This is a genomic window from Microvirgula sp. AG722, assembly GCF_003269145.1.
GTDB classification, from domain to species: domain Bacteria; phylum Pseudomonadota; class Gammaproteobacteria; order Burkholderiales; family Aquaspirillaceae; genus Microvirgula; species Microvirgula aerodenitrificans.
This window is the reverse complement of record NZ_QLTJ01000007.1, coordinates 27,361-51,973: the sequence shown is the minus strand read 5'-3', so window position 1 is coordinate 51,973 and position 24,613 is coordinate 27,361. Positions and strand designations below refer to the sequence as shown.

The window sequence follows — 24,613 nt, the reverse complement described above, 5'->3', positions numbered from 1 at the left end:
ATAGCGGGTTGAATAAAAAGTCAAACGCTCGTTTGACTCATTTGCCGATAGCATGCAATAGTTGCCGAAACCCGAAAAGCATGAAGGAGTCGCGCGTGGAACGCGAATACATGGAATACGACGTGGTGATCGTCGGTGGCGGCCCGGCCGGGCTGTCCAGCGCGATTCGCCTCAAGCAGCTCGCTGCCGAGAACGGCCGCGAGATTTCCGTCTGCCTGCTGGAAAAGGGCTCGGAAATCGGTGCCCACATTCTGTCCGGCGCGGTGATCGAGACCCGCGCCCTCGACGAACTGATCCCCGACTGGAAAGACAAGGGTGCGCCGCTGAATACGCCGGCGACCGCCGACCGTTTCCTGTATCTGACCGAAACCGGCTCGCGTGCGCTGCCGACGCCGCCGCAGATGCACAACGACGGCAATTACATCGTCAGTCTGGGCAACTTCTGTCGCTGGCTCGGCGAACAGGCCGAGGCGCTGGGCGTGGAAATCTACCCGGGCTTTGCCGCCGCCGAAGTGCTGTACCACGAGGACGGCTCGGTCAAGGGCGTGGCGACCGGCGACATGGGGCTGGACCGTGAAGGCAACCGCACCGATGCGTGGGAAGCCGGCATGGAATTGTGGGCCAGACAGACCATCTTCGCCGAAGGCTGCCGTGGCTCGCTGACCAAGACGCTGTTCGAGCGCTTCAAGCTGCGTGATGGCGTCGAGCCGCAGACCTATGGCATCGGCATCAAGGAACTGTGGGAGGTCAAACCGGAGCTGCATCAGCCGGGTTCGGTCACCCACACCATCGGCTGGCCGATGAATACCAGCACCTATGGCGGTTCGTTTATCTATCACCTGGAAAACAACCAGGTGGTGGTCGGCTATGTGGTCGGTCTGGACTACCAGAACCCGCACCTGTCGCCGTTCGATGAATTCCAGCGCTTCAAGACCCACCCGGCCATCCGCGGCGTGTTCGAAGGCGGTCGCCGGCTGTCGTACGGCGCCCGCGCGCTGTCCGAGGGCGGCCTGCAGTCGGTGCCGAAGCTGACCTTCCCCGGCGGCGTACTGGTCGGCGATACCGCCGGCTTCCTGAACGTGCCGAAGATCAAGGGCACGCACACGGCAATGAAGTCCGCCATGCTGGCGGCCGACACCCTTTTCGCGCTGCTCGGCGACGAGAACGCCGGCAACGAAGCCACCGGCTATACCGCCGCCTACAAGGCGAGCTGGGTCCACGACGAACTGTACAGCGTGCGCAATGTGCGGCCGTCGTTCCAGTGGGGGCTGTGGCCGGCCATGATCTACTCGGCCATCGACACCTATCTGTTCCGTGGTCGCGCACCGTGGACGCTGCATCACAAGCATGCCGACCACGAGACGCTGAAACCGGCCAGCCAGATGCCGAAGATCGTCTATCCGAAGCCGGACAATGTGCTGACCTTCGACAAGCTGTCCAGCGTGTTCCTGTCCAATACCAATCACCGCGAGGACGAACCGATCCACTTGCGGCTGAAGGACCCGGGCGTGCCGATCCGCATCAACCTGGCGACATACGACGCCCCGGAGCAGCGCTACTGCCCGGCCGGCGTGTACGAGATCGTCGGGCAGGACACGGGGGAGCCCCGTCTGCAGATCAACTCGCAGAACTGTGTGCACTGCAAGACCTGTGACATCAAGGACCCGACCCAGAACATCAACTGGGTTACGCCGGAGGGTGGCGGCGGTCCGAACTATCCGAACATGTAACACTCCACGGATTGCCCGGCGACAACAGCGCCGGGCTTTTTTGCGCTTGGCCCGCCGGGTGTTGCACGGCACAATCCGGCCATTCCTTACCCTGACCCGGAGCCTGCCATGCTGCTCAGCGATCTCGTTTCCCGCCTCGATACCCTGCTGCAGCCGGGCGGGTTCAGGGACTATGCACCGAACGGCCTGCAGGTCGAGGGGCGCGGCGAAGTGCGGCGCATCGTCACCGGCGTGACCGCCAGTCAGGCGCTGATCGATGCCGCCATCGCCGATGGCGCCGATGCGCTGCTCGTCCACCATGGTTATTTCTGGAAGGGCGAGGACGCACGCGTGGTCGGCATCAAGCAGGCCCGGCTGAAGGCACTGCTGACGCACGACATCAGCCTGATCGCCTACCACCTGCCGCTTGATGCGCATGCCGAGCTGGGCAACAACGCCGGGCTGGGCCGTGCGCTGGGCCTGGAGGCCGACGGGCAGACCGGTGAACAGAACCTGCTGTGGTACGGACGCAATGCAGACGGCGCGACGCTGGCCGGGTTTGGCGCGCGTATCGGGCAGGTGCTGGGCCGCACGCCGCTGCTGATCGGCGAGGCCGACCGGCCGCTGCGCCGGCTGGCCTGGTGCACCGGCGGCGCGCAGAGCTATTTCCAGGAGGCGATTGCGCTGGGGGTCGACGCGTTCGTGACCGGCGAGGCTTCCGAATACTGCTGCCACCTGGCCCGCGAGAGCGGCGTGGCCTTTATCGCCGCCGGCCACCATGCGACCGAGCGCTTTGGCGCGCAGGCGCTGGCCGGCTGGCTGCACGGCCAGGACGGGCTGAATGCCCGCTACGTCGACATCGACAATCCGGTCTGACAGGCAGACGGTCGACCGGATGCCGCCCGGCCGGCCTTTCCCCTTCAGCCATCTGTCACTGTAGGACATCCTGGATCAAGGGCAGGGCAAAAAACTGTAAGCCCGCTTTAAGCAATCCGGGTATTCAGTTAGAATCGCGGGGTTTAAGAGCCTGCAGACAAACCCGGCCCTGGAAAACCGGCGAGCGCCAGCGAGGTCCCCTCGCGCCGCCGAGGGCGGAGGGCGTCGGAATGAATCAGGCAGACTGCCGCCACCCGCGGGATTTTCACCAGTCCGGCCTGTGCCGGTACCGCCGGGGCGGCAAGCCCCAACTTTGTCAGCAGTCTGAGTTTAAGCTCCATATCTTGTTTGAGGATCAACACAATGAGTGAGCCGCAAGTGGACAACGGCCGTCGCCGCTTCCTGACGGTAGCTACCGCCGCAGCCGGCGGGGTCGCCGCCATCGGCGTTGCGACGCCGTTTCTGCTGAGCTTCTTCCCGTCCGAACGTGCCAAGGCAGCAGGCGCGCCGGTCGAGGTCGACATCAGCAAGCTGGAGGCAGGGCAGAAGATCAACGTCGAATGGCGTGGCAAACCTGTCTGGGTGATGAATCGTACGGAAGAGCAGATCAAGAGTCTGCCGAAGAACGATCCGAAGCTGGCCGACCCGAAGTCCGAGGTGCCGCAGCAGCCCGAGTACTGCAAGAACGCCACGCGTTCGATCAAGCCGAACCTGCTCGTTGCCGTGGGTATCTGTACCCACCTGGGCTGTTCGCCGACCTTCCGTCCGGACCTCGCGCCGGCCGACCTCGGTCCGGAGTGGCTGGGTGGCTTCTACTGTCCGTGCCACGGGTCGAAGTTCGACCTCGCCGCCCGGGTGTTCAGTGGCGTGCCTGCCCCGACCAATCTGGAAATTCCGCCACATAAATATCTTTCCGACGCGGTGATTCTCATCGGCGACGACAAGTAAATAAGAGGCGAAACACATGAGCAAGCAACAAGCGGTTCTGGATTGGATTGACGCGCGCTTCCCGCTGACGTCGACCTGGAAGGCGCACGTCTCCGAATACTACGCGCCGAAAAACTTCAACTTCTGGTACTTCTTCGGGTCGTTGGCCATGCTGGTTCTGGTGATCCAGATCCTGACCGGCATCTTCCTGACCATGAACTACAAGCCGGACGCGGCCACCGCGTTCTTCTCGGTCGAATACATCATGCGCGACGTGGCGGGCGGCTGGATCATCCGCTACATGCACTCGACCGGCGCGTCGATGTTCTTCGTCGTGGTCTATCTGCACATGTTCCGTGGCCTGATCTACGGCTCGTACAAGCAGCCGCGCGAACTGGTGTGGGTGTTCGGTACCCTGATCTTCCTCTGTCTGATGGCCGAAGCCTTCATGGGCTACCTGCTGCCGTGGGGCCAGATGTCGTTCTGGGGCGCCCAGGTGATCGTGAACCTGTTCGGTTCGATCCCGGTGATCGGCCCGGACCTGTCGGTCTGGATCCGGGGTGACTACGTGGTGTCGGACGCCACGCTGAACCGCTTCTTCGCCCTGCACGTGATTGCCGTGCCGCTGGTGCTGCTGGGTCTGGTGGTCGCCCACCTGATCGCGCTGCACGAAGTCGGCTCGAACAACCCGGACGGCGTCGAAATCAAGAAGAACAAGGACCCGGAGACGCACATCCCGCTCGACGGCATCCCGTTCCACCCGTACTACACCGTCAAGGACATCCTCGGCGTGGTCGTGTTCCTGATCGTGTTCAGCGCCATCGTGTTCTTCGCGCCGACGCTGCCGATCGGGCACAACAGCTACTTCCTGGAAATGCCGAACTTCGATCCGGCCGATCCGCTGAAGACGCCGCCGCACATTGCGCCGGTCTGGTACTTCACGCCGTTCTACGCCATCCTCCGCGCGATCCCGTCCTTCCTGGGTACCCAGGTCTGGGGTGTGATCGGCATGGGTGCCGCCGTGGTGCTGATTGCCTTCCTGCCGTGGCTTGACCGCTCGCCGATCAAGTCGATCCGCTACCGTGGCCCGAAGTTCAAGTTCATGCTGGTGCTGTTCCTGATCAGCTTCTTCGGCCTGGGCATCCTCGGTGCGATGCCGGCAACCAGCGAACGCACGGTGATCTCGCAGGTGCTGTCGTTCGTGTACTTCATGTTCTTCCTCGCCATGCCGTTCTACACCCGGAACGATGTCGGCTCGGTGCCGGTCCCGTCCCGCGTGACGGAAACCAACGGCAAGCGCCAACTGATGTTCGTGGTGTACTGGCTGGTGGCCATCGGCGGCGCGACACTGTTCGCCAAACTGGTCTGATCGAGGGGATAACGATGAAAATGCAATTCCGTCACCTGATCGCCGCACTGGCCTTCATCCTGCCGACCACGGCCGTCATGGCCGCCGGCGAAGGCCCGGAGCTCGAAAAGGCGCCGATCAACGTCCGCGATGTGGAAAGCCTGCAACGCGGTGCGCAGATCTTCACCAACTACTGTCTGTCGTGCCACAGCGCACAGGCGATGCGGTTCAATCGCCTGCAGGACATCAACCTGTCCGAAGAGCAGATCAAGAGCAACCTGATGTTCACCACCGACAAGATTGGCGACACGATGCACGCCGCCATGCCGGTCAAGGACGCCAAGGAATGGTTCGGCGCTGCGCCGCCGGACCTGTCGGTCATCGCCCGTTCGCGCGGCGCCGATTACCTGTACGCCTACCTGCGTGGTTTCTACCGTGACGACACCCGTCCGACCGGCTGGAACAACCTGGTGTTCGACAAGGTCGGCATGCCGCATGCACTGTGGCAATGGCAGGGCGACCAGGTTCTGCAAACGGTCAAGGGCAAGGACGGCAAGGACGAGCACAAGCTGGCCCTGGTCAAGGCCGGTTCCATGACCAAGCTGGAAAACGGCAAGGCCGATACGCGCGAGTTCGACCAGCGCATGGCCGACCTGACCAACTACCTGGTGTGGATGAGCGAACCGGTCCAGACCAAGCGTGAACAGATCGGCTATGTCGTGCTGATGTTCCTCGCGCTGGTCATGCTGCCGCTGGCCTACCTGCTGAAGAAGGAATACTGGAAGGACGTCCACTAAGGGCATTCTCCGGTAACAGTCGGCAATTCATGACAGACGGGTTTTTTGACCCGTCTGTTTTGTTTTTCAAATCAAGGGTTTGACGACTTGTGGTGGCAGTGCCGGAGAGCGGAGTGCTAGAATTCCCGCCATCCAGGCCTGTATGGCCCACATGACGTCTAGAGGATCTCCGTATTTATGATGACGCTTTATTCCGGCACCACCTGTCCTTTCAGCCATCGTTGCCGCATCGTGTTGTTCGAAAAGGGCATGGACTTCGAAATCAAGGAAGTCGACCTGCTGAACAAGCCTGAAGACCTGGCGGTGATGAACCCGTACAACGAAGTGCCGGTGCTGGTCGAACGCGACCTGATCCTCTACGAGTCGAACATCATCAACGAGTACATCGACGAGCGTTTCCCGCACCCGCAACTGATGCCGGCTGACCCGATCATGCGCGCCCGTGCCCGCCTGTTCCTGCATCGCTTCGAGCAGGAACTGTTCATCCACGTGAAGACGCTGGAAGGCTCGCCGAAGAAATCCGAAGCCGAAAAGGCCCGTGAAGGCATCCGCGACGGCCTGACCACCATCGCGCCGGTGTTCGCCAAGCAGAAGTTCATGCTCGGCGACGACTTCTCGATGATCGACGTTGCCGTGGCCCCGCTGCTGTGGCGTCTGGAAAGCTATGGCATCGACCTTGGCCGCGCCGCTGCGCCGATCCTCAAGTACTCGGAACGGATCTTCACCCGTCAGGCGTTCATCGACTCGCTGACGCCGGCCGAAAAAGCCATGCGCAAGTGAGTCCCATGACGACATCGACCAAACCCTATCTGATCCGCGCACTGTGGTCGTGGTGCGTGGACAACGGCTACACGCCGCACCTGGCCGTCTGGGTGGACGAGCGCACGCAGGTACCGCGCCAGTTCGTGCGCGACAACGAGATCGTGCTGAATATCGGCAACACCGCCACGCACGGCCTCGATATCGGCAACGACTGGATCACGTTCTCCGCCCGTTTCGGCGGTGTGGCGCATGCGATCCGGGTGCCGGTCGGCAACGTGGTGTCGGTTTTCGCCCGGGAAACCGGCGAGGGCATGGGGTTCGAGCTCGAAGTCGACGAGACGCCGGAGCGCCCGGCATTGCAGGCGGTAGAGGATCGTGATGACGATCCGACGCCTCCTGCCGGTCCGGATGCCGGCGGCACGCCGCCGGCCAGAGGCAAGCTGCGCATCGTCAAATAGGACGATGCCTGTCCATTTTCAAACCGGGTCCGTCGTGGCCCGGTTTTTTCTTGGGAGTACACACGATGAACGATCTCTCCATCGAGGTCAGCGACCTGCGCACGCTGGCATCCGGACTGGATGTCGACAGCGACTACCTGCTGGCCCGGGTCACCGAAGGCGATCTGCTGCTGCTGAACTACCGGCCACAGGCTGCGGCGTTTCCGGACGAGCAGCACGTGGTGTCCGAGCGCATCGTGGTGCTGGCCGGCCGCGTCGCGCTGGAGACCGCGCAGCAGCGGGTCGAGATGGCAGCCGGCCAGATGGCCTGTATTCCGCCCGGACTCAGCCACCACTATGCGGCTGACAGCGACGGGCAGGTGCTGGTGCTGTTCGGCTGACCGGTTTTCCTGTTGCGCAAAAAATAAGCAGGATGCGAATTGTTCATGTTGGTCAATGACTTGGCTGACTTGTCCACAGCACGTCCCCAACCCTGTCCCCGCCGATAGTGGATGAAGTCAGAGGGAACTTATCCACAGTTCTGGCTGACCGCCAATTCCATTGGCATGGCCGACAGGGGCTTGTGCAAAAAACAGACAGCAACGGGAAGATGAAGCGATTTCAATGAGATAGCAGAGTTTTCCACAGGCAGTCCCCTGCGCCATCCCCGTTGCCGGGGGATGAACCGGCATTGCTGTGGAAAACCGGCGTTCAGCCGGCGACCAGCACGGCGATGGCGATCACGGCCACCAGGATGGCCATGGCCATGCCGGCCCAGACAGTCCAGTGGCGGCCGGCCTCCAGCACGCTGTCGGCCGGGTTGGCCGGATTCACGTGCACGCGCACCGGCTGACCCGCCGGATAGCGGGCGGCAATGGCGGCTTCGCCGGCCTCGTTGTCGCTGTAGCCGGGCTCGGGATAACGGCGGCGGCTGGCATCGTACTGCCGGCCGTTCAGCGTGTAGCGATAGTGGATCACCGCCTTGTAGTCCCACTGCCGTGCCGCGCTGCCGCGGGCGGCGCGGGTCTCGACCCGGCTGTCGAGCACGCTGCCGGTCACCTGCGGCCAGTCGAGTGCGGCGGCGGCCTTGCTGCCCTGGCGATGAATCATCAGTGCGCCAAGCAGACCGCCGAGGGCCAGCGCCAGCAGCACCAGCGTCCTCATTCGCGTTCCTCGCTGCCGCCCTTCACATCGAGCGCTTCGCCGCCGCCATCAAAATAGGTCTGCAGGATCAGCTGGGCGGCGATCTGGTCGAGGGCCGGCTTCTGCCTGCGGCCGCGCAGGCCGGCTTCCCTGAGCATTTCTTCCGCGACCAGCGAGGTGTGGCGTTCGTCGACCAGAAACACCGGCAGGCCGAAACGGCCGTGCAGGCGCTGGGCAAAACGCCGCGCCAGACGGGTCATTTCGTGCGGGGTACCGTCGGCATGGGTCGGCAGGCCGACCACCAGCCCTTCCGGCTGCCAGTCATGCAGCAGGGTGGCGATGCGGGCAAAGCGTTCGTCGTTGTTCGGGGTCGCCAGCGTTTCCAGCGGATGGGCCAGGGCCACCAGGCGTTCGCCGACGGCAACGCCGATGCGGACTTCGCCAAAGTCGAAGCCGAGATAAGTTCCGTTCATGATCATTTCCTGCAGGACGTCTGGCCCTGCATCAGGCGTGCCCGGCCTGGCCGAACAGCGCCAGAGGATCGAAGCCCAGCAGCTTCATGGCGGCGTCGTAGCGGTCTTCCGGCGGCAGGTCGAAGGCGATACGCATGTCGGCCGGCACGGTCAACCAGCCGTTGTGCGACAGCTCATGTTCCAGCTGGCCGGCTTCCCAGCCGGCGTAGCCGAGCGTGACGATGAAGCGCTCCGGTCCCTGACCCTTGCCGGTATCGGTCAGGATGTCCTTCGACGTGGTCATGGCGACATCGTCGGTGACGGTCAGCGTCGACTGCCAGTTGCCGATCGGCTCATGCAGCACGAAGCCGCGATCGGACTGCACCGGCCCGCCGTAGTAGACCGGCAGGTCGGCGAACTGCGGCTGGTCCAGCGTCAGACCGATTTGCCGGTACAGCGTTGCCATGGTCATGTCGGACGGTCGGTTGATCACCATCCCCATGGCGCCGCGCTCCGAGTGCTCGCACAGATAGACCACGGCGCGGGCGAAGAACGGGTCGTCCATGTGCGGCATGGCGATCAGAAAATGGTGGGAGAGGGAGAATTCGCTCATGTCTCGATTATGGCATGAGCGGGCCGCATTGGCGGTGGAACGCGCACGCGGAAAACCGCATGCCGGAGCGTTTAATTTTTTTGCCGCACCCTGTGGTTATTTTCTAAACACGTGATTACAATCTTCGACACTTGTTGCAGACTTGTCTGACAATAAACGCCGATTTGGCGAAATTTCAGTGCCATAAGTGCTGAAGTGTTGACCAAAACAGGCCATGTCAAGGTTTTGCATGAGAAAAACGCCATCAAACGCTTAAAAAATTAAACACGCGCCGAGATGGTTGTCATGAGTCGCCGATCCGGCCTTTACCTGCGAAAGATCCGGCGGGCCTGCCCGCCGCCAGGAGAGATACAAGATGAGCAAGAATGCTGAACTTCAAGCCCGCAAAGATGCCGCCACGCCGCGTGGCGTCGGCGTCATGTGTGGTTTTTATGCCGACCATGCCAAGAATGCCGAAATCTGGGATGTCGAAGGCAACCGCTATATCGACTTCGCCGGCGGCATCGGCGTACTGAACACCGGCCACCTGCACCCGAAAGTGGTCGCGGCAGTCGATGCCCAGTCGAAGAAGTTCTCGCACACCTGCTACCAGGTCGTTCCGTACGAGCTGTACGTCGATGTGGCAGAAAAGATCAATGCCCTGACCCCGGGCAAGCACGCGAAGAAGACCGCCTTCTTCAGCACCGGCGCAGAAGCAGTGGAAAACGCGGTCAAGGTCGCCCGTGTGGCCACCGGCCGTGCCGGCGTGATCGCCTTCTCCGGCGCCTTCCACGGCCGCACCATGCTCGGCATGGCGCTGACCGGCAAGGTCGCGCCGTACAAGCTGGGCTTCGGTCCGTTCCCGGGCGACGTCTATCACGTGCCGTACCCGAACCCGTTCCATGGCGTGTCCAGCGAAGATGCCCTGCAGGCGCTGAAGGGGCTGTTCAAGTACGAAATCGACCCGAAGCGCGTCGCCGCGATCATCATCGAACCGGTGCAGGGCGAGGGCGGTTTCAACGTTACCCCGTACGATTTCCTGCGCGAACTGCGCAGCCTGTGTGACGAACACGGCATCCTGCTGGTCGCCGATGAAGTCCAGTCCGGCTTTGCCCGTACCGGCAAGATGTTCGCCATCGAGCATTCCGGCGTGCAGCCGGACCTGGTGACCATGGCCAAATCGCTGGCCGGCGGTTACCCGCTGTCCGCGCTCAGCGGCCGTGCCGAACTGATGGATGCGGCGGCTCCCGGCGGCCTTGGCGGCACCTATGCCGGCAGCCCGCTGGCGCTGGCCGCCGCGCAGGCCGTCATCGACGTCATCGCCGAAGAGAAGCTGTGCGAACGCTCGGTCCGCCTCGGTGACCAGCTGCGCGAACGCGTGAACGGGCTGAAGAGCCGCGTGCCGCATATCGCCGACGTGCGCGGTCTGGGCGGCATGGTCGCCCTCGAAATCATGAAGCCGGGCACGCACGAGCCGGACGCCGATTTCACCAAGAAGGTCCAGCAGCACGCCCTGGCCAATGGCCTTATCCTGCTGACCTGCGGCATGTACTACAACGTAGTTCGCTTCCTGTTCCCGCTGACCATCGAAGATGCGGTGTTCGACGAAGCGCTGGGCAAGCTCGAAGCGGCCCTGCTGCACGCGGCAAACGCCTGAACCCGAGTCCGTCCGCCGGCCCCGCGCGGGGCCGGCGTGTCGTTGTGGCCAACACGAGAGAGAGAATCCATATGCTGAACCTGAAAGATCCGGGACTGTTGCGCCAGCAGTGCTATGTGAACGGACAGTGGCTGGACGCCGACAACGGCGAAACCCTGCCGGTCACCAATCCGGCCACCGGCGAAGTGATCGCCCGCGTGCCGCGCATGGGGGCGGCGGAAACCCGGCGCGCGCTGGAAGCGGCCAATGCCGCCTGGCCGGCGTGGAAGAAGAAGACCGCCAAGGAACGCGCAGGCATCCTGCGCAAATGGTTTGACCTGATGATGGCGGCGCAGGATGACCTCGCGGCCATCCTGACTGCCGAACAGGGCAAGCCGCTGGCCGAAGCCCGGGGCGAGATCGCCTACGGCGCCAGCTATATCGAATGGTATGCCGAGGAAGCCCGGCGCATTTACGGCGATACCATCCCGACCCATCAGAACGACAAGCGCGTGCTGGTGATCAAGGAGCCAATCGGCGTATGTGCTGCCGTGACGCCGTGGAACTTCCCGAATGCCATGATCACGCGCAAGGCCGCCCCGGCACTGGCCGCCGGCTGCCCGATCGTGGTCAAACCGGCCAGCCAGACCCCGCTGTCGGCGCTGGCGATTGCCGAACTCGCCCACCGCGCCGGCGTGCCGGCCGGCGTGTTCAGCGTCATTACCGGCTCGGCCGCTGCCATCGGCGGTGAAATGACCGCCAGCGACCTGGTGCGCAAATTCAGCTTTACCGGCTCGACCGAAATCGGCCGCGAACTGATTGCCCAGTGTGCCGGCACGGTCAAGAAAGTGTCGATGGAACTCGGCGGCAATGCGCCGTTTATCGTCTTCGACGATGCCGATCTCGATGCCGCCGTCGAAGGCGCCATGATCAGCAAGTACCGCAACGCCGGCCAGACCTGCGTCTGCGCGAACCGGCTGTACGTGCAGGCCGGCGTCTACGATGCGTTTGCCGAGAAGTTCGCCGCCGCCGTGGCCGGACTGAAGATTGGCGACGGCGCGTCCGCCGGCATCACCCAGGGCCCGCTGATCGACGAGAAGGCGGTCGAGAAGGTCGAGGAGCATATCGCCGACGCCGTGGCCAAGGGCGGCAAGGTCATTGCCGGCGGCAAGCGCCATGCGCTGGGCCACAGCTTCTTCGAGCCGACCATCGTGACTGGCGTGACCCAGGACATGAAGGTCGCCCGCGAGGAAACCTTCGGCCCGCTGGCCCCGCTGTTCAGGTTCGACACCGAGGCCGACGTCATCCGGATGGCCAACGATACCGAATTCGGCCTGGCGAGCTATTTCTACAGCCGCGATATCGGCCGCATCTTCCGTGTCGGCGAAGCGCTCGAGTACGGGATGGTCGGGATCAACACCGGCGTGATCTCGAACGAAGCCGCACCGTTCGGCGGCATCAAGCAGTCCGGCCTTGGCCGTGAAGGCTCGAAGTACGGCATCGAAGACTACGTCGAGATCAAGTACCTGCTGCTGGCCGGGCTGGATCGCTGATCAGCGCATTGCGCTTTACCTTCAAGGGCCGTCATGGCCCTTTTTCCTTGTTTTCCGCTCTGAAAGGCGGCGGCGTCCTCCACACTTGACAACGCAACGCCTGATGGTGACAGTGTGTCCATTGTCCATGGACTGTGGACGTGCTGGTTGTGACGAATATGAAGAGTCAAGATGTCTTTTTGTTGCTCAAGCTGGTCGCCCTTGGGCGACATGAAGGTACGGGCAGCGGATATGACTACCCTGCGGACGACCAGTCAGTGGCGTGGTCACGGGATATCGAGGGCGGGGAGCCTGTCGATGATCCCGGGGCGGGGGAAGCGCCCTTTGGCCGGTATAGTGCAAGAGGACTTGCCCGGCTCACTGGCATAGGCAAATCAGAGGTCAGCAATGTGATGTCCCGCTGCTTTTTCAGCGGGCTCGCCAGACCCGGCAGAAAAGGCGAGCCTCCAGCAGTCAACACAAGGGCATTGCTGGAGTTTCTCGTTTACGGTATCCGCTATGTTTTCCCGGTCAGGATGCAGGAGACCACGCGCGGAATCGCAACCTGTCTTACCGCGCCGATTTTTCAGGGCAAGTTGCATTCGGGAGACGCGGTTCCGGTATGGCCATACGCAAAAGGCAACGCTGCAGGCCCGGCCGTGGCGCCCCTTTACAAAACAGTCCCGATGGCGGTGATTCACGATGCGGAACTGTATGCCATGCTGGCCGCGGTAGACTCGATCCGGCTTGGGTTGCCCAGGGAACGCAGCCTGGCTATTGCTGAACTCGAAAAATTGCTTCGAGGCTGAAAAATGGCAAGTCGGGCAAACCACGTTGCGATGATAACTGCTGTGGCACAAGCAATGGGCCAGGAACTGTGCAATGAGGTTGCTTTTGTCGGGGGATGCACCACGGCACTATTCGTGACAGACACCTATTCTCAAGGGCAGGTCCGACATACTGACGACGTTGATCTGATTGTTCACGTGATCAGCACTGTCGGATGGCACGTGCTGGTCGAGAAGCTGCGCAGCAAGGGATTCAGGGATTCCCTTGTCTCCAGTGAGGATCCTGTCTGCGCCATGCGGCTGGGAGAACTGCGCGTTGATTTTATGCCGGACGATGCAAGCGTCCTGGGCTTTACGAATCAGTGGTACCGGGACGCCTTCCTGAAAGCAGAGCCATATGTGCTGCCTGCTCAACTCACGATCCGGCTGATACCGCCAACATACTTCATGGCTACAAAGCTTGAAGCATACCTGCAGCGTGGAAATGATGATCCGATAGAGAGCCGGGATATTGAAGACATCCTGACGCTGATTGATGGTCGCACGGAATTGATCGGTGAAATACTGGATGCTCCCGCCGCACTGAGGGCGTATGTCGGTACACAGATGGCGGCACTGCAAATGCACCGGGATTTCGACTATGCAGTTCAAGCTGCAGCCAATAACGACATATCAAGAGAAGAGGCGCTGTTTGACCGTATCCGGCTGATTGCCGTTCAAGGCCGCGGCGCATGAATGGCGCCCGGCGGTACGGTTTTCACTGGGCCAGCGTCAAGGGCACAGAACAAAATGAGAACCGTGATGCCGGGGGGCTATATGCCAGTGACGCCTACACTTTTGCCATCATCATGGATGCTTCGGGCAAGGGGAACGATGCGTCTTTGTTCAATGCCATCTGGCTGGACGCCTTGTTGAAACAGCTACCTGAGCACCCTCCTTCCGCTGACCGCGTCATCGGCATGATGCAGGAGGCCAGACAACCTCTTCGCCAGGCGAAGTTGTTCCAGGAAAGAGCGTGTTTTGCTGCATTGCTCATTCCTCATGACGATCATCCCTGCACCGCATTTGTTTGCGGAGATTGCCGGGTCGGGTCACAGGAAAAGGGGCAGCAAGAACAGTGGCAGACCCCTGTGCATACCCTTGAGGCCGCTCTTGCGCAGGCAGGCCGGTCACCGGATCGTCATCTTGTGACCCGAGTGCTCAAAGCTTGCCGGCTTGCCACTCCCGAGGTGATGGAGCTCAGTCAGACGGGGGGACAAGCCTGGGTTCTTTCCACGGATGGTTATTGGGACCTTCGCCGGACCAGGGAAAAGCGGCCTGCAGATGATTGCAGCTATTTGCGGTTAAGCCCGGGAGGGCCATCGCAGCAGCACGGTGACAACTTCCGTCGTGCCGGCCTGTATGCGCAGTGGTCGTCGGATTGACCACAAGCATGCCGTGATGTCATCCCGGGGGGCGGTGTCCTCATGGCCGGGACCGGGAAAACCCCGGGTTGCTCACGCAGGCCAATGAGTACTCAATGAATACTCAGCGCATCGTCACCCATTCCTCGGCGGCGGACGGGTGCAGTGCGATGGTGCGGTCGAGGTCGGCCTTGGTCGCGCCCATGCCGATCGATACCGCCAGCAACTGGATCATCTCCGCCCCGCCTTCGCCGAGCACATGGGCGCCGACCACCCGGTCGGTTTCGCCGTCGACCAGCATCTTCATCAGCATCGGTTCGTTGCTGGCGGCAAATGCGGTTTTCATCGGCCGGAAGCGGGCGCGATACACCTTCAGTGCCGGGTAGCGTTCGCGGGCGGCTTCCTCGCTCGGGCCGACCGTGCCGATTTCCGGGGTCGAGAACACCGCCGTGGGTACCAGTGAGTGATCGACAGTCGCCGGTCGCTGACCGAACACGCTGTCGGCAAAGGCCTGGCCTTCGCGGATGGCGACCGGGGTCAGGTTGACGCGGTCGGTCACGTCGCCGACTGCGTGGATCGACGGCACATTGGTGCACGATTGCGCATCGACCCGGATCTCCCCGTTCTTTCCGGTGGCCACGCCGGCCGCGTCCAGCCCGAGCTCGCCAGTGTACGGGCGGCGGCCGACGCACAGCATGACCACATCGGTCTCGACCGTGCTGCCGTCAGCCAGGGTGGCGCGCAGTCCGTCGGCAGTTTTCTCCAGCCGGGCCAGCGTGTTGTTCAGCAGCATGCGGATGCCGCGCTGGCGGTAGCTGTCTTCCAGCGTGGTGCGGATTTCCTCGTCAAAGCCGCGCAGCACGTGCGGGCCGCGATGCAGCAGTGCGGTGTTGACGCCAAGTCCGGCAAAGATGCCGGCGAATTCGATGGCGATATAGCCGCCGCCGACAATCAGGATGCGACGCGGCAACTGTTGCAGGTGGAACACCTCGTCCGAGGTGATGGTCAGTTCCTGGCCGGGGAAGGCCGGGCCGGCATGCGGCCGGCCACCGACGGCAATCAGGATATGGGCGGCGGTCAGGCGTTTGCCGCTGGTGCTCAGACGCACGGTGTGCGCATCTTCCAGTACGGCACGTTCGGCATGGATGGTGACGCCGGCCTGGTCGAGGTTGCGGCGGTACACGCTTTCCAGACGCGCGATCTCGGCATCCTTGTTCCGCAGCAGCGTCGGCCAGTCGAAGGCGGGCTTCGGCAGCTGCCAGCCATAGGCGGCGGCCTGTTCGAACTCGGCGGCAAAGCGGCTCGCATACACGAACAGTTTTTTCGGCACACAGCCACGGTTGACGCAGGTGCCGCCGAAATTCGCTTCTTCGGCGATGGCGACGCGTGCGCCGTGCTGACTGGCGACGCGCGCCGCGCGTACCCCGCCGGAACCGGCGCCGATGACAAACAGGTCGAGATCGTATTGAGCCATGGGGCGAGAGTCTCCCGGTGAAGGCCGCAAGGGCCGGTAGGTGGGGCCGGCATGCCGGAACGAGACCGAACGATAGCAGACCGGGCCGTCTGCCGACGACCGGCGCTGCTGCATTTCCCGCATCGGGGCCATGCCGCTGTACGAATCCGGACAGTGGCGCTGTCCGGATTCGTACAGTGATCGGCGCGCGAAACGGGGAAAGGCTTATATAACAGAAGGTTGGGTTTCTGGCACGCAAGCTGCTGAACAGTTATGAGAAATTTGCCGGAGCCCCTGATGACCATCCGCGCCATCGAACCGATCGTCGACATCGCCGTGCACCTGATCCGCAGCGACGATGAAGCACTGGACACCGCCCGTACCCTGGCCGCGCAATTCGCGCCGGGGGCTGCCGTGCGCGACCGCGAGCGGCGCCTGCCATGGGACGAACTGGCGGCCATGACCCGCGCCGGGCTGTGGGCGGTGACCGTGCCGCGCGAGCACGGCGGTGCCGGGGTATCGCGCCAGACCCTGACCGCGATCTTTCGCACCCTGGCGGCGGCCGATCCGTCGATTGCCCGCATTCTGCTCGCCCATGTCGACACGCTGGAACGGCTGCGGACGGCGGGCGGGGCGCAACAGCGCCTGCTGTACCGCGAATTGCTGCAGGGACGGCATTTCGCCTCCGCGCCGGCCGGCACTGTCGATGGCGAACCGGATTCCGGCGGCGCGCTGCGTCTGAACGGCGAGCTGCACCAGGTCGCCGGCGCCGGCTTTGCCGAGTGGCTGGCGGTGCCGGCCCGGGACGCCCGGCAGCGGACGTGGCTGGCGCTGGTGCCACATAACGCGCATGGCCTCGATATCGAGGATGAAGCGGTGCCGGTCGGGCTGCGCACCGTCGCTGGCGGCACGCTGCGGCTGACGCAGGTCACGGTCGCGGCGAAGTGGGTGTTCGACCTCGACGGGGCGGCCCGGTCGCCATCGCCGGTGGCGCTGTATGCCGCTGCCATCGACGCCGGCATGGCGGCGGCCGCACTGGATGGCACCCGGCGCCGGCCGGGGGCGCAGACCGATGCGCTGCTGGCGACGATCGGCGAACTGCAGGTGCGGCTGTCTGCGGCGCAGACACTGCTGCGCCACGCTGCCCGCGCGCTGGATGCCGGCAACGACGCCGATGTGGCGGTGCTCCAGGCCCGGGTGCTGTGCGGCGATATCGCGCTGCGTGCGGTCGATGCGCTGTTCGAGCTGGCCGGGCCGGTCCCGGCTGTCGATGGCGATGACCGCGATCGCTGCTGGCGCGATGCCCGGGCCCATGCACAGTACGCGCCATCCGCCGACAGTTGCCGCCAGCTTGGCGAACGGCTGCTGGACCTGCCGTCTGCCGCGCCTCTCCGCGCCCCTTTCTGACTGGAATCCTCATGACCGTTTCTCCCGTACCCCGCCGCCGCCGTCGACCGGCGCCATCGACTGATACGGCATCCCGCGCCGATGACGCGCAGGCGCTCGATGCGGCGCGACAACTGGCATTGCGGCTGCAGGGCGGTGTCCCCGACGCGCTGGCGCAGTTCCGGGCCAGCGGGCTGGGCGGCGTGGCCGTGCCGAAGGCGTATGGCGGCGGTGGTGTCGGCAGCGGCACCCTGGCGCAGCTGATCCGTCTGCTGGCGGCCGGGGACCCGGCGCTGGCCCGTATCGCGCACAGCCACTACGCGGTGCTCGAAGTGTTGCGCGCCACCGGCAGCGAGCCGCAGAAACAGGCGTTTTTCCGGCGGGCGCTGGACGGCGAACGCTTTGCCGCCGCACTGGCGGAAACCGGTGTCGACGAGGTTTGTCGGATCGAAACCCGCATTCACTGCGTCGACGGTCGCTACCGCATCGACGGACGCAAGTGCGATGCCGGCGGCGCGGCGCAGGCCGACTGGGTGGCGCTGTCGGTCAGATCCGGCGATGGCAACCTGCTGCTGGCCTTTGTCCCGCGCGGCAGTGCCGGCCTGCGGGTCGAAGCGGATGGCGGCGTGGCGATCGACGAGGTCGAGGTCGGGCCACTGGCGGTGATTCCGTACCGGGTGGTGTTCGACACGCCGGGCCGGGTCGGACCGCTGGCCCAGCTGCTGCATGCTGCCATCGACCTTGGCATCGCCGATGCCGCCCTGGCGGACAGCGCCGCCGTCTTGCGCCATGACCATGATGCGCAGCGGCTGGCGCGCTTTGGCTGGCTCGGCGCCTGCCAGGCCGCTGCCGGTGCGCTGCTCGACGACGCGGCACTGCAGGTCGATGCGCTGACCGCCGTGCCGGGCCAGACCATTCATGATGCGGCCGCGCTGGCCGTCACGGCGGCGCGGGTGCTGTGCGCCGATCTGGCATCGCAGGCTGGCGCTGCCGTGTTCGAGCTGGCCGGTCGCCGCCTGCTGGCGGATGCCGCCCGCCCGGACCGGCACTGGCGCGACGCCCGTCGTCATGACGCCGGTCGCCCCGCGCGACAACAGGCGCGCGTGATCGGCGACCACTGCCTGAATGGCACACCGCCTCCGCGCCATGGCGCGTACTGACCCCATCCCTCGCCACGGCCACGGGCCGATGGCTGCACCAACAGGAGTTCATGCCATGCAACACAGACTGAAAATCGCTGCCGTCATCGGCAGCTTCCAGCGCCCGTCCCGCACCGCCGCCCTGGTGGAAGCCCTGCTGGAGCGCTTTGCCGAGCGGTTGCCGGTCGATATCGATGTGATTGAAATCAGCGATATCGGCAAGGCACTCGGCGGCGCCTTTTCGGTATCGGCCCTGCCGGAGGCCGTACGCAGACAGTTTGCGGCCGTCGAATCGGCCGACTTCCTGATTGTCGCCGCTCCGGTGTTCCGCGGCACCTATCCGGGCCTGTTCAAGCACTTCTTCGATCTGGTCGGCCAGAACGCACTGGTCGACACCCCGGTGCTGCTGGCCGCCACCGGCGGCAGCGACCGCCATGCGCTGGTGATCGATCACCAGTTGCGACCGCTGTTCAGCTTCTTCCAGTCGCTGACGCTGCCGATCGGCGTATACGGCACCGAAACCGACTTCAGCGACTACCGGGTCAGCAGCCCGGCGCTGCAGACGCGCATCGACCTGGCGGTCGAGCGGGCCCTGCCGCTGCTGCGGGCCAGACAGACCCGGGTGGCGGCCGAGCTGCTGGCGGCCTGAATGACCTCACCCTTGTTCCCGACTTCCCCGATACAGAAAGCGACCATGCAGGTTTTCTGGTTTTTACCGACCCACGGCGACGGCCACTATCTGGGCACGTCGCACGGCGCCCGCCCGGTGACGCTGGCCTATCTGAAACAGATTGCCCAGGCTGCCGACGAACTGGGCTATTACGGCGTGCTGATCCCGACCGGGCGCTCGTGCGAGGATGCCTGGGTGGTGGCGTCCGCACTGGCGCCGCTGACCCGGCAACTGCGTTATCTGGTCGCCGTCCGGCCCGGCATCATTTCGCCGACGGTTTCGGCGCGGATGGCGGCGACGCTGGACCGGCTGTCCGGTGGCCGGCTGCTGATCAATGTCGTGACCGGCGGCGATCCTGACGAAGCGCAGGGCGACGGCGTGTTTCTCGACCATGGCCAGCGCTATGCGGCCGCGCGCGAATTCCTGCATATCTGGCGCCGCGTGCTGCAGGGTGAAAGCGTCGACTATGACGGGGAGTACCTGAAAGTCAGAAAGGCCAGGGCGCTGTACCCGCCGCATCAGCAGCCGTATCCGCCGCTGTACTTTGGCGGCTCGTCGGATGCGGCGCACGATCTGGCCGCCGAGCAGGTCGACGTGTACCTGAGCTGGGGCGAGCCGCCGCAGGCGGTGGCGGAGAAAATCGCCGACGTGCGCGCCCGCGCCCGGCGGCTCGGGCGCGAGGTGCGCTTCGGCATCCGCCTGCACGTCATTGTGCGCGAGACGGCCGCCGAAGCCTGGGCCGCCGCCGACAAGCTGATCGAGCAGGTGTCGGACGAGACGATCGCCGCCGCACAGCAGTCGTTCTCGCGCTTCGATTCGGAAGGGCAGCGGCGCATGTCGCAACTGCATGGCGGCCGCCGCGACCAGCTGGAAATTGCGCCGAACCTGTGGGCCGGCGTCGGGCTGGTCCGCGGTGGCGCCGGCACGGCGCTGGTCGGCGATCCGGAAACCGTGGCGGCACGCATTCTCGAATACGCGGCGCTCGGCATCGACAGCTTCATTTTCTCCGGTTACCCGCACCTGGAGGAAGCGTACCGCTTCGCCGAACTGGTGTTTCCGCTGCTGCCGCTGGGGCTGCGTGAGCGCGTGGCCAGCAGCGGCAACCTGACCGGCCCGTTCGGGGAAATGATTGCCAACGACATCGTGCCGATGCGCGAACGCCCTGCAGCCTGACGGAGACGCCGATGCTGAATACCCTGGCCCCGCCGATCGCCGGGCGTGCCCGCCCGCGTCACGACGATATCTTCGCCATTGCCGATGAACTGGCGCAGCGCTTCGCCGCCACGGCCGTGGCGCGCGACCAGGCGGGTGGCACACCGAAGGCCGAGCGCGATGCATTGCGGCGCAGCGGGCTGCTGACGCTGGCCATCCCGCGCGAGTTCGGCGGGCTGGGGGCCAGCTGGAGCGAGATGCTGACCATCGTGCGCCGCTTTGCCCGCGTCGATGCGTCGATCGCCCATGTGTTCGGTTTCCAGCATCTGATGCTGGCGACCGTGCGCCTGTTCGCCGGGCCGGCGCAGTGGCAGCCGTGGTTCGAGCATACCGCGCGGCGGCAGTGGTTCTGGGGCAATGCGCTGAACCCGCTCGATCCGCGCACCCAGGCCCGGCCGCGGCCGGGCCACTACCTGTTTGCCGGGCAGAAGCGCTTCTGCTCCGGCGCACTGGACTCGGAAATGCTGATCGTGTCGGCGCGGCATGCCGATGACCAGCGGCTGCTGATTGCCGCCGTGCCGACCGCGCGCAGCGGCATCACCCTGCTGGATGACTGGGACAGCATCGGCCAGCGCCAGACCGACAGCGGCACGGTGCAGTTCGAGCAGGTGAGGGTGGAGAACAGCGAGATCCTGGCCGACCCCGGTCCGCTGACCACGCCGTTCTCGTGCCTGCGGCCGCTGATTGCCCAGCTGACCCTGACCTGCGTCTATCTCGGCATCGCCGAGGGCGCATTCGACGAGGCGCGGCATTTCTCGCTGCACGAGGCGCGACCATGGCATCGCTCCGCGGCGGCGACGGTTGGCGAAGACCCGTACGTGCTCAATCACTACGGCGAGTTCTGGCTTGGCCTGGAAAGCGTGCGCGCACTGGTCGAACGTGCGGCGCGGATGCTGGACGATGCCTGGGCGTGCGGCGACGCCCTGACGGCGGACGAGCGCGGCCGGCTGGCGGTCAGCATCGCCAGTGCCAAGGTGGCGGCGACGCGGATCGGGCTGGATGTCTGCACCCGGCTGTTCGAAGTCACCGGCGCGCGTGCCACCCATGCCGCACTGCGGCTGGATCGCCACTGGCGCAATCTGCGAACGCAGACCCTGCACGATCCCGTAGACTACAAGCTCCGCGAACTCGGAGACTGGGCGCTGAACCAGCAGCCGCCCGCGCCATCCTTTTATTCCTGATGTCCCTGCCCATCCTGTCTGTCCTGCACCCGCAGCCGGGGTCGCCCCGCCGATGACGCTGCTGACACTTCCCAATGCCCAGGCGCTGGCCACCTCGATCCGCGCGACCGCGCAGGTGTTCGAGGACCCGGCGTCGCGGGCGCTGCTGTCGCGCATCCGCCGGGTGGCGCCCAGCGATGCCAGTGTGCTGATCATGGGCGAAACCGGAACCGGCAAGGAACTGATCGCCCGTCACGTGCACGCGCTCAGCGTGCGCGCTGACGGACCGTTCGTGGCGGTGAACTGCGGTGCTTTTTCGGAAAACCTGGTTGAAGCCGAATTGTTCGGCAACGAGAAGGGGGCCTTTACCGGCGCCTTTGCCGCCAGGGAAGGCTGGTTCGAGGCTGCGAATGGCGGCACCCTGTTTCTCGACGAGATCGGCGACCTGCCGCTGGCGATCCAGGTCAAGCTGCTGCGCGTGCTGCAGGAGCGCGAAGTGGTGCGGCTTGGCGCGCGCAAGCCGGTGCCGATCGACGTGCGCATTGTGGCGGCGACCAATGTCCAGCTGGAACAGGCCATCGCCGCCGGCCGCTTCCGGGAAGACCTGTTCTACCGGCTGAACGTGGTCAGGCTCGAACTGCCGCCATTGCGCGACCGGCCGGGCGACATCCTGCCGCTGGCGCACTTCTTTATCCGCCTGTACCAGTCACGGCTCGGTTACGAGCGCATCCGCATCGACGCCCGCGCCGAGGACAAGCTGCGCCGGCATGCGTGGCCCGGCAATATCCGCGAACTGGAAAACGTCATCCATCACACCCTGCTGGTGTGCCGCGACGGCGAGATCCGCCCCGATGACCTGCAACTGACCCGCCTGGACAGCCTGTCTGCGCCAGCGGCGACCGAAGCGGTCCCCGTCGCGCTGCCGCCCATGGCGCCTTCGACCGGAATGGCGCTGCTGGAGCAGGCCTTTGATGCCCTGTGCGCCGAGGACGGACGGGAGGGGCTGTTCGAAGAAATCGAGACGGCGATCCTGCGTTTTGCCTATGCACGCAGCCAGGACAACCAGGTCCATACCGCCCGCTTGCTCGGCCTCAGCCGCAGCGTCACCCGCGCCCGGCTGATCCGTGCCGGCCTGTTGTCGGTGCGCGAGCGCGGGTCACAGGGTTGAACCCAGATTCAGAATTTCTCTATTTTGGAATTAATCGTTAGTTAATTGGCCGCTGCGGGAAATGCGCCAATAACGTTCAGAATTCCTCGCTGCCATACCCGCCGGCGTTGGGCGGAAACAACGTACTGACGGCCATCATCGCGCCATTTATGGGCTTTATGCGCGGCATGGATTAAAATGTCCGCCATATTTTATATGCCAAAAGAATTGCGCGGATTTCCCCGGAATCCGTGCCGGGCACGCATGAGAAAACGGAACGACTGGTGATGGCGGTGAGGTGGAAAATGGTGCGTTGGGCCGCATGGGCGCCCGGCCTGACGGACAGCGAGAGCTGGCTGCGCTGGCTGGCGGCGCCGTTTCCGCTGCCGGTCGATGGCAAGCCGGCGCTGGCAGCGATGCCGGCGATGATGCGCCGACGGCTCGATCCGCTGGGCCGGGTCGCGCTGGAAACCGCCTACACGTGCCAGGCCGACGACGATGCCTGCCCGGTCGTGCTTGCGTCGCGCCATGGCGAAGTCGGCCGCTCGCTGACCCTGCTCGACTCGCTGGTCAGCGAGGGCCAGGTGTCACCGGCGTCGTTCAGCCTGTCGGTTCACAATGCCATCGGTGCGCTGTACTCGATTGCCCGTCACGATGTCCAGCCGTACTCGGCGATCGCCGCCGGTGACGAAACCGTCGAAGCCGCCTTTGTCGAAGCCGGCGGCCTGCTGGCCGACGGGGCGCCGGCGGTCATGGTCGTGGTGTATGACGAGCCGCTGCCGGCGCGCTACCAGGCATTTGCCGACCGGGTCACCTTTCCGCGCGGCTGGGCCTGTCGGCTGGAGGCCACCGACACGGGCGGGCTGAGCCTCTGTACCGGCGAGGCCGGCCGGGAGTGCGTGGCCGACGGCGTGCTGCCGCCGGATCTGGCCGCGCTGGCCTTTCTGCTGTCGGACCGGCCGGCCTATACCCGCCGGGTCGGGGTGCGGCAATGGCAATGGTGCCGGCATGACTGAACGCGCCGGTCGCGCCTGGCGCCTGCTGGCAACCGGGCTGGCCTTTTCCGTCTTCGGCCTCGGCGGCCTGCTGCTGTGGCTGGCGTACTTTCCGCTGTTGCAGTGGCTGGATCGCGATCCGGTGCGCCGCACGCGGCGGGCGCGGCTGGCCATCCACCATTCGTTCCGCCTGTTCGTCGACATCATGTGCGGGCTCGGTCTGCTGCGTTACCGGATCAGCGGGCAGGAGCGGCTGGCGCGCGGCGGACAGCTGATTCTGGCCAATCACCCGAGCCTGATCGACGTGGTTTTCCTGATCGCCATGGTGCCGAACGCCGACTGCGTGGTGAAGGCCGGGCTGGCGCGCAATCCGTTCACCCGCGGCCCGGTCCGGGCCGCCAGCTACATCTGCAACGATTCCGGCGTCGGCGTGATCGACGACTGCATCGCGTCGCTGCGGGCAGGCAACAATCTGATCATCTTCCCCGAAGGCACGCGCACCACCCCCGGCCGGCCGCTGCAACTGCAGCGCGGCGCGGCCAATATCGCCATTCGCGGACGCTGCGACATGACACCCGTGCATATCCGCTGCTCGCCGCCCGCGCTGAGCAAGGAACTGCCGTGGTGGAAGGTGCCGCCGCGCATCATCGATTTTTCCTTCGATGTCCGTGACGACATCGAAGTCGCGCCCTTTCTGGAAGCCGACGGCAGCGAAGCGCTGGCCGTACGGCAACTGACCCGCTATCTGAGCCATTACTTTTCGACGGAGATCCCGATCCATGCAATCCCTTGAGCTGGAAATCAAACAGCTTGTCATCGATTCCCTGAATCTCGAAGACGTGACCCCGGACGACATCGACCCGGAAGCGGCGCTGTTCGTCGACGGCCTCGGCCTCGACTCCATCGACGCGCTGGAACTGGGGCTGGTGCTGCAGAAGCGCTATGGCGTCAGCCTGTCGGCCGAAGCGGAAGAAACCCGCCGCCATTTCGCCAGCGTGCGCGCCCTGGCTTCCTTCGTCGCGGCGAGCCGCCAGCGCTGATGGCGCCCC

26 protein-coding genes are annotated in these 24,613 nt (G+C 64.7%); 22 read left to right on the top strand and 4 right to left on the bottom strand.

All coding sequences use genetic code 11. The features are described from left to right. Positions 1 to 110 precede the first annotated feature (110 nt). From DFO50_RS10840 to DFO50_RS10805, 8 genes are all read left to right on the top strand, one after another. Positions 111 to 1,730, top strand: coding sequence for an electron transfer flavoprotein-ubiquinone oxidoreductase (locus tag DFO50_RS10840; RefSeq protein WP_036386181.1), 1,620 nt, complete (start codon positions 111 to 113; stop codon positions 1,728 to 1,730). 108 nt (positions 1,731 to 1,838) lie between these two features. After that, positions 1,839 to 2,585, top strand: coding sequence for a Nif3-like dinuclear metal center hexameric protein (locus DFO50_RS10835; RefSeq protein WP_028499552.1), 747 nt, complete (start codon positions 1,839 to 1,841; stop codon positions 2,583 to 2,585). A 363-nt stretch (positions 2,586 to 2,948) separates the two neighbouring features. Then, positions 2,949 to 3,533, top strand: coding sequence for a ubiquinol-cytochrome c reductase iron-sulfur subunit (gene petA / locus DFO50_RS10830; RefSeq protein WP_028499551.1), 585 nt, complete (start codon positions 2,949 to 2,951; stop codon positions 3,531 to 3,533). A gap of 16 nt (positions 3,534 to 3,549) precedes the next feature. Beyond that, positions 3,550 to 4,881: a cytochrome bc complex cytochrome b subunit gene (locus DFO50_RS10825; RefSeq protein WP_028499550.1), complete on the top strand. Its 1,332-nt coding sequence runs from the start codon at positions 3,550 to 3,552 to the stop codon at positions 4,879 to 4,881. 14 nt (positions 4,882 to 4,895) lie between these two features. Further along, the gene (locus DFO50_RS10820; protein WP_028499549.1) at positions 4,896 to 5,657 is read left to right on the top strand and encodes a cytochrome c1; all 762 of its coding nucleotides are present in this window, start codon (positions 4,896 to 4,898) and stop codon (positions 5,655 to 5,657) included. A 177-nt stretch (positions 5,658 to 5,834) separates the two neighbouring features. Further along, a complete protein-coding gene (locus DFO50_RS10815) occupies positions 5,835 to 6,437 on the top strand; it encodes a glutathione S-transferase N-terminal domain-containing protein (protein WP_028499548.1) in 603 nt (200 codons plus the stop codon). 5 nt (positions 6,438 to 6,442) lie between these two features. Continuing rightward, positions 6,443 to 6,877, top strand: a complete 435-nt coding sequence (locus DFO50_RS10810) for a ClpXP protease specificity-enhancing factor (protein WP_028499547.1) — start codon at positions 6,443 to 6,445, stop codon at positions 6,875 to 6,877. A gap of 65 nt (positions 6,878 to 6,942) precedes the next feature. Further along, the gene (locus DFO50_RS10805; protein WP_051528905.1) at positions 6,943 to 7,257 is read left to right on the top strand and encodes a cupin domain-containing protein; all 315 of its coding nucleotides are present in this window, start codon (positions 6,943 to 6,945) and stop codon (positions 7,255 to 7,257) included. Between the two features lie 310 nt (positions 7,258 to 7,567). On the opposite strand, the gene DFO50_RS10800 is transcribed toward DFO50_RS10805, so the two are convergent. The 3 genes from DFO50_RS10800 to DFO50_RS10790 are packed head-to-tail and all read right to left on the bottom strand — an operon-like array spanning position 7,568 to position 9,064. Then, on the bottom strand, positions 7,568 to 8,020 hold the full coding sequence (locus DFO50_RS10800) for a DUF3592 domain-containing protein (protein ID WP_107889267.1): 453 nt from the start codon (positions 8,018 to 8,020) through the stop codon (positions 7,568 to 7,570). Beyond that, on the bottom strand, positions 8,017 to 8,478 hold the full coding sequence (ruvX, locus tag DFO50_RS10795) for a Holliday junction resolvase RuvX (RefSeq protein WP_028499546.1): 462 nt from the start codon (positions 8,476 to 8,478) through the stop codon (positions 8,017 to 8,019). The genes DFO50_RS10800 and ruvX overlap by 4 nt, the downstream gene beginning before the upstream one ends. A 25-nt stretch (positions 8,479 to 8,503) precedes the next feature. Further along, the gene (locus DFO50_RS10790; protein WP_028499545.1) at positions 8,504 to 9,064 is read right to left on the bottom strand and encodes a YqgE/AlgH family protein; all 561 of its coding nucleotides are present in this window, start codon (positions 9,062 to 9,064) and stop codon (positions 8,504 to 8,506) included. Between the two features lie 355 nt (positions 9,065 to 9,419). Here DFO50_RS10790 and gabT point away from each other — a divergent pair, with 355 nt between their 5' ends. From gabT to DFO50_RS10765, 5 genes are all read left to right on the top strand, one after another. Beyond that, positions 9,420 to 10,700 (top strand): 4-aminobutyrate--2-oxoglutarate transaminase, encoded by a 1,281-nt coding sequence (gene gabT, locus DFO50_RS10785; RefSeq protein WP_028499544.1) that lies wholly within the window; start codon positions 9,420 to 9,422, stop codon positions 10,698 to 10,700. 71 nt (positions 10,701 to 10,771) lie between these two features. Further along, positions 10,772 to 12,232 (top strand): NADP-dependent succinate-semialdehyde dehydrogenase, encoded by a 1,461-nt coding sequence (gene gabD, locus DFO50_RS10780; protein ID WP_028499543.1) that lies wholly within the window; start codon positions 10,772 to 10,774, stop codon positions 12,230 to 12,232. Between the two features lie 140 nt (positions 12,233 to 12,372). Then, positions 12,373 to 13,020, top strand: a complete 648-nt coding sequence (locus DFO50_RS10775) for a hypothetical protein (protein ID WP_199489805.1) — start codon at positions 12,373 to 12,375, stop codon at positions 13,018 to 13,020. Positions 13,021 to 13,074: 54 nt separating this feature from the next. Beyond that, a complete protein-coding gene (locus DFO50_RS10770; protein WP_199489804.1) occupies positions 13,075 to 13,734 on the top strand; it encodes a hypothetical protein in 660 nt (219 codons plus the stop codon). Continuing rightward, positions 13,731 to 14,423, top strand: a complete 693-nt coding sequence (locus tag DFO50_RS10765) for a hypothetical protein (protein WP_028499540.1) — start codon at positions 13,731 to 13,733, stop codon at positions 14,421 to 14,423. The genes DFO50_RS10770 and DFO50_RS10765 overlap by 4 nt, the downstream gene beginning before the upstream one ends. A gap of 103 nt (positions 14,424 to 14,526) precedes the next feature. Here DFO50_RS10765 and gor read toward each other — a convergent pair whose 3' ends face one another. Further along, positions 14,527 to 15,876 (bottom strand): glutathione-disulfide reductase, encoded by a 1,350-nt coding sequence (gene gor / locus DFO50_RS10760; protein ID WP_112692496.1) that lies wholly within the window; start codon positions 15,874 to 15,876, stop codon positions 14,527 to 14,529. A gap of 276 nt (positions 15,877 to 16,152) precedes the next feature. Between gor and DFO50_RS10755 the strand changes: the two genes are divergently transcribed. From DFO50_RS10755 to DFO50_RS10715, 9 genes are all read left to right on the top strand, one after another. After that, on the top strand, positions 16,153 to 17,262 hold the full coding sequence (locus DFO50_RS10755) for an acyl-CoA dehydrogenase family protein (protein ID WP_051528903.1): 1,110 nt from the start codon (positions 16,153 to 16,155) through the stop codon (positions 17,260 to 17,262). A gap of 11 nt (positions 17,263 to 17,273) precedes the next feature. Further along, entirely contained in the window at positions 17,274 to 18,401 is a 1,128-nt protein-coding gene (locus tag DFO50_RS10750; protein WP_112692494.1) for an acyl-CoA dehydrogenase family protein, read from the top strand. A gap of 55 nt (positions 18,402 to 18,456) precedes the next feature. Then, positions 18,457 to 19,029, top strand: coding sequence for an FMN reductase (gene msuE / locus DFO50_RS10745; RefSeq protein WP_107889275.1), 573 nt, complete (start codon positions 18,457 to 18,459; stop codon positions 19,027 to 19,029). A gap of 45 nt (positions 19,030 to 19,074) precedes the next feature. Beyond that, entirely contained in the window at positions 19,075 to 20,223 is a 1,149-nt protein-coding gene (gene ssuD, locus DFO50_RS10740) for an FMNH2-dependent alkanesulfonate monooxygenase (RefSeq protein WP_112692493.1), read from the top strand. Positions 20,224 to 20,234: 11 nt separating this feature from the next. After that, positions 20,235 to 21,443, top strand: a complete 1,209-nt coding sequence (locus tag DFO50_RS10735; RefSeq protein WP_084300106.1) for an acyl-CoA dehydrogenase family protein — start codon at positions 20,235 to 20,237, stop codon at positions 21,441 to 21,443. A gap of 52 nt (positions 21,444 to 21,495) precedes the next feature. Then, positions 21,496 to 22,590 carry a sigma-54-dependent Fis family transcriptional regulator gene (locus DFO50_RS10730; protein ID WP_112692492.1) on the top strand — a complete coding sequence of 365 codons (1,095 nt, stop codon included), beginning with the start codon at positions 21,496 to 21,498 and terminating at the stop codon, positions 22,588 to 22,590. 284 nt (positions 22,591 to 22,874) lie between these two features. Then, positions 22,875 to 23,585 carry a beta-ketoacyl synthase chain length factor gene (locus tag DFO50_RS10725; RefSeq protein ID WP_107889280.1) on the top strand — a complete coding sequence of 237 codons (711 nt, stop codon included), beginning with the start codon at positions 22,875 to 22,877 and terminating at the stop codon, positions 23,583 to 23,585. Further along, positions 23,578 to 24,357, top strand: a complete 780-nt coding sequence (locus DFO50_RS10720) for a 1-acyl-sn-glycerol-3-phosphate acyltransferase (protein WP_028499534.1) — start codon at positions 23,578 to 23,580, stop codon at positions 24,355 to 24,357. The genes DFO50_RS10725 and DFO50_RS10720 overlap by 8 nt, the downstream gene beginning before the upstream one ends. Continuing rightward, a complete protein-coding gene (locus tag DFO50_RS10715) occupies positions 24,344 to 24,604 on the top strand; it encodes a phosphopantetheine-binding protein (protein ID WP_028499533.1) in 261 nt (86 codons plus the stop codon). The genes DFO50_RS10720 and DFO50_RS10715 overlap by 14 nt, the downstream gene beginning before the upstream one ends. Positions 24,605 to 24,613: the final 9 nt, after the last annotated feature.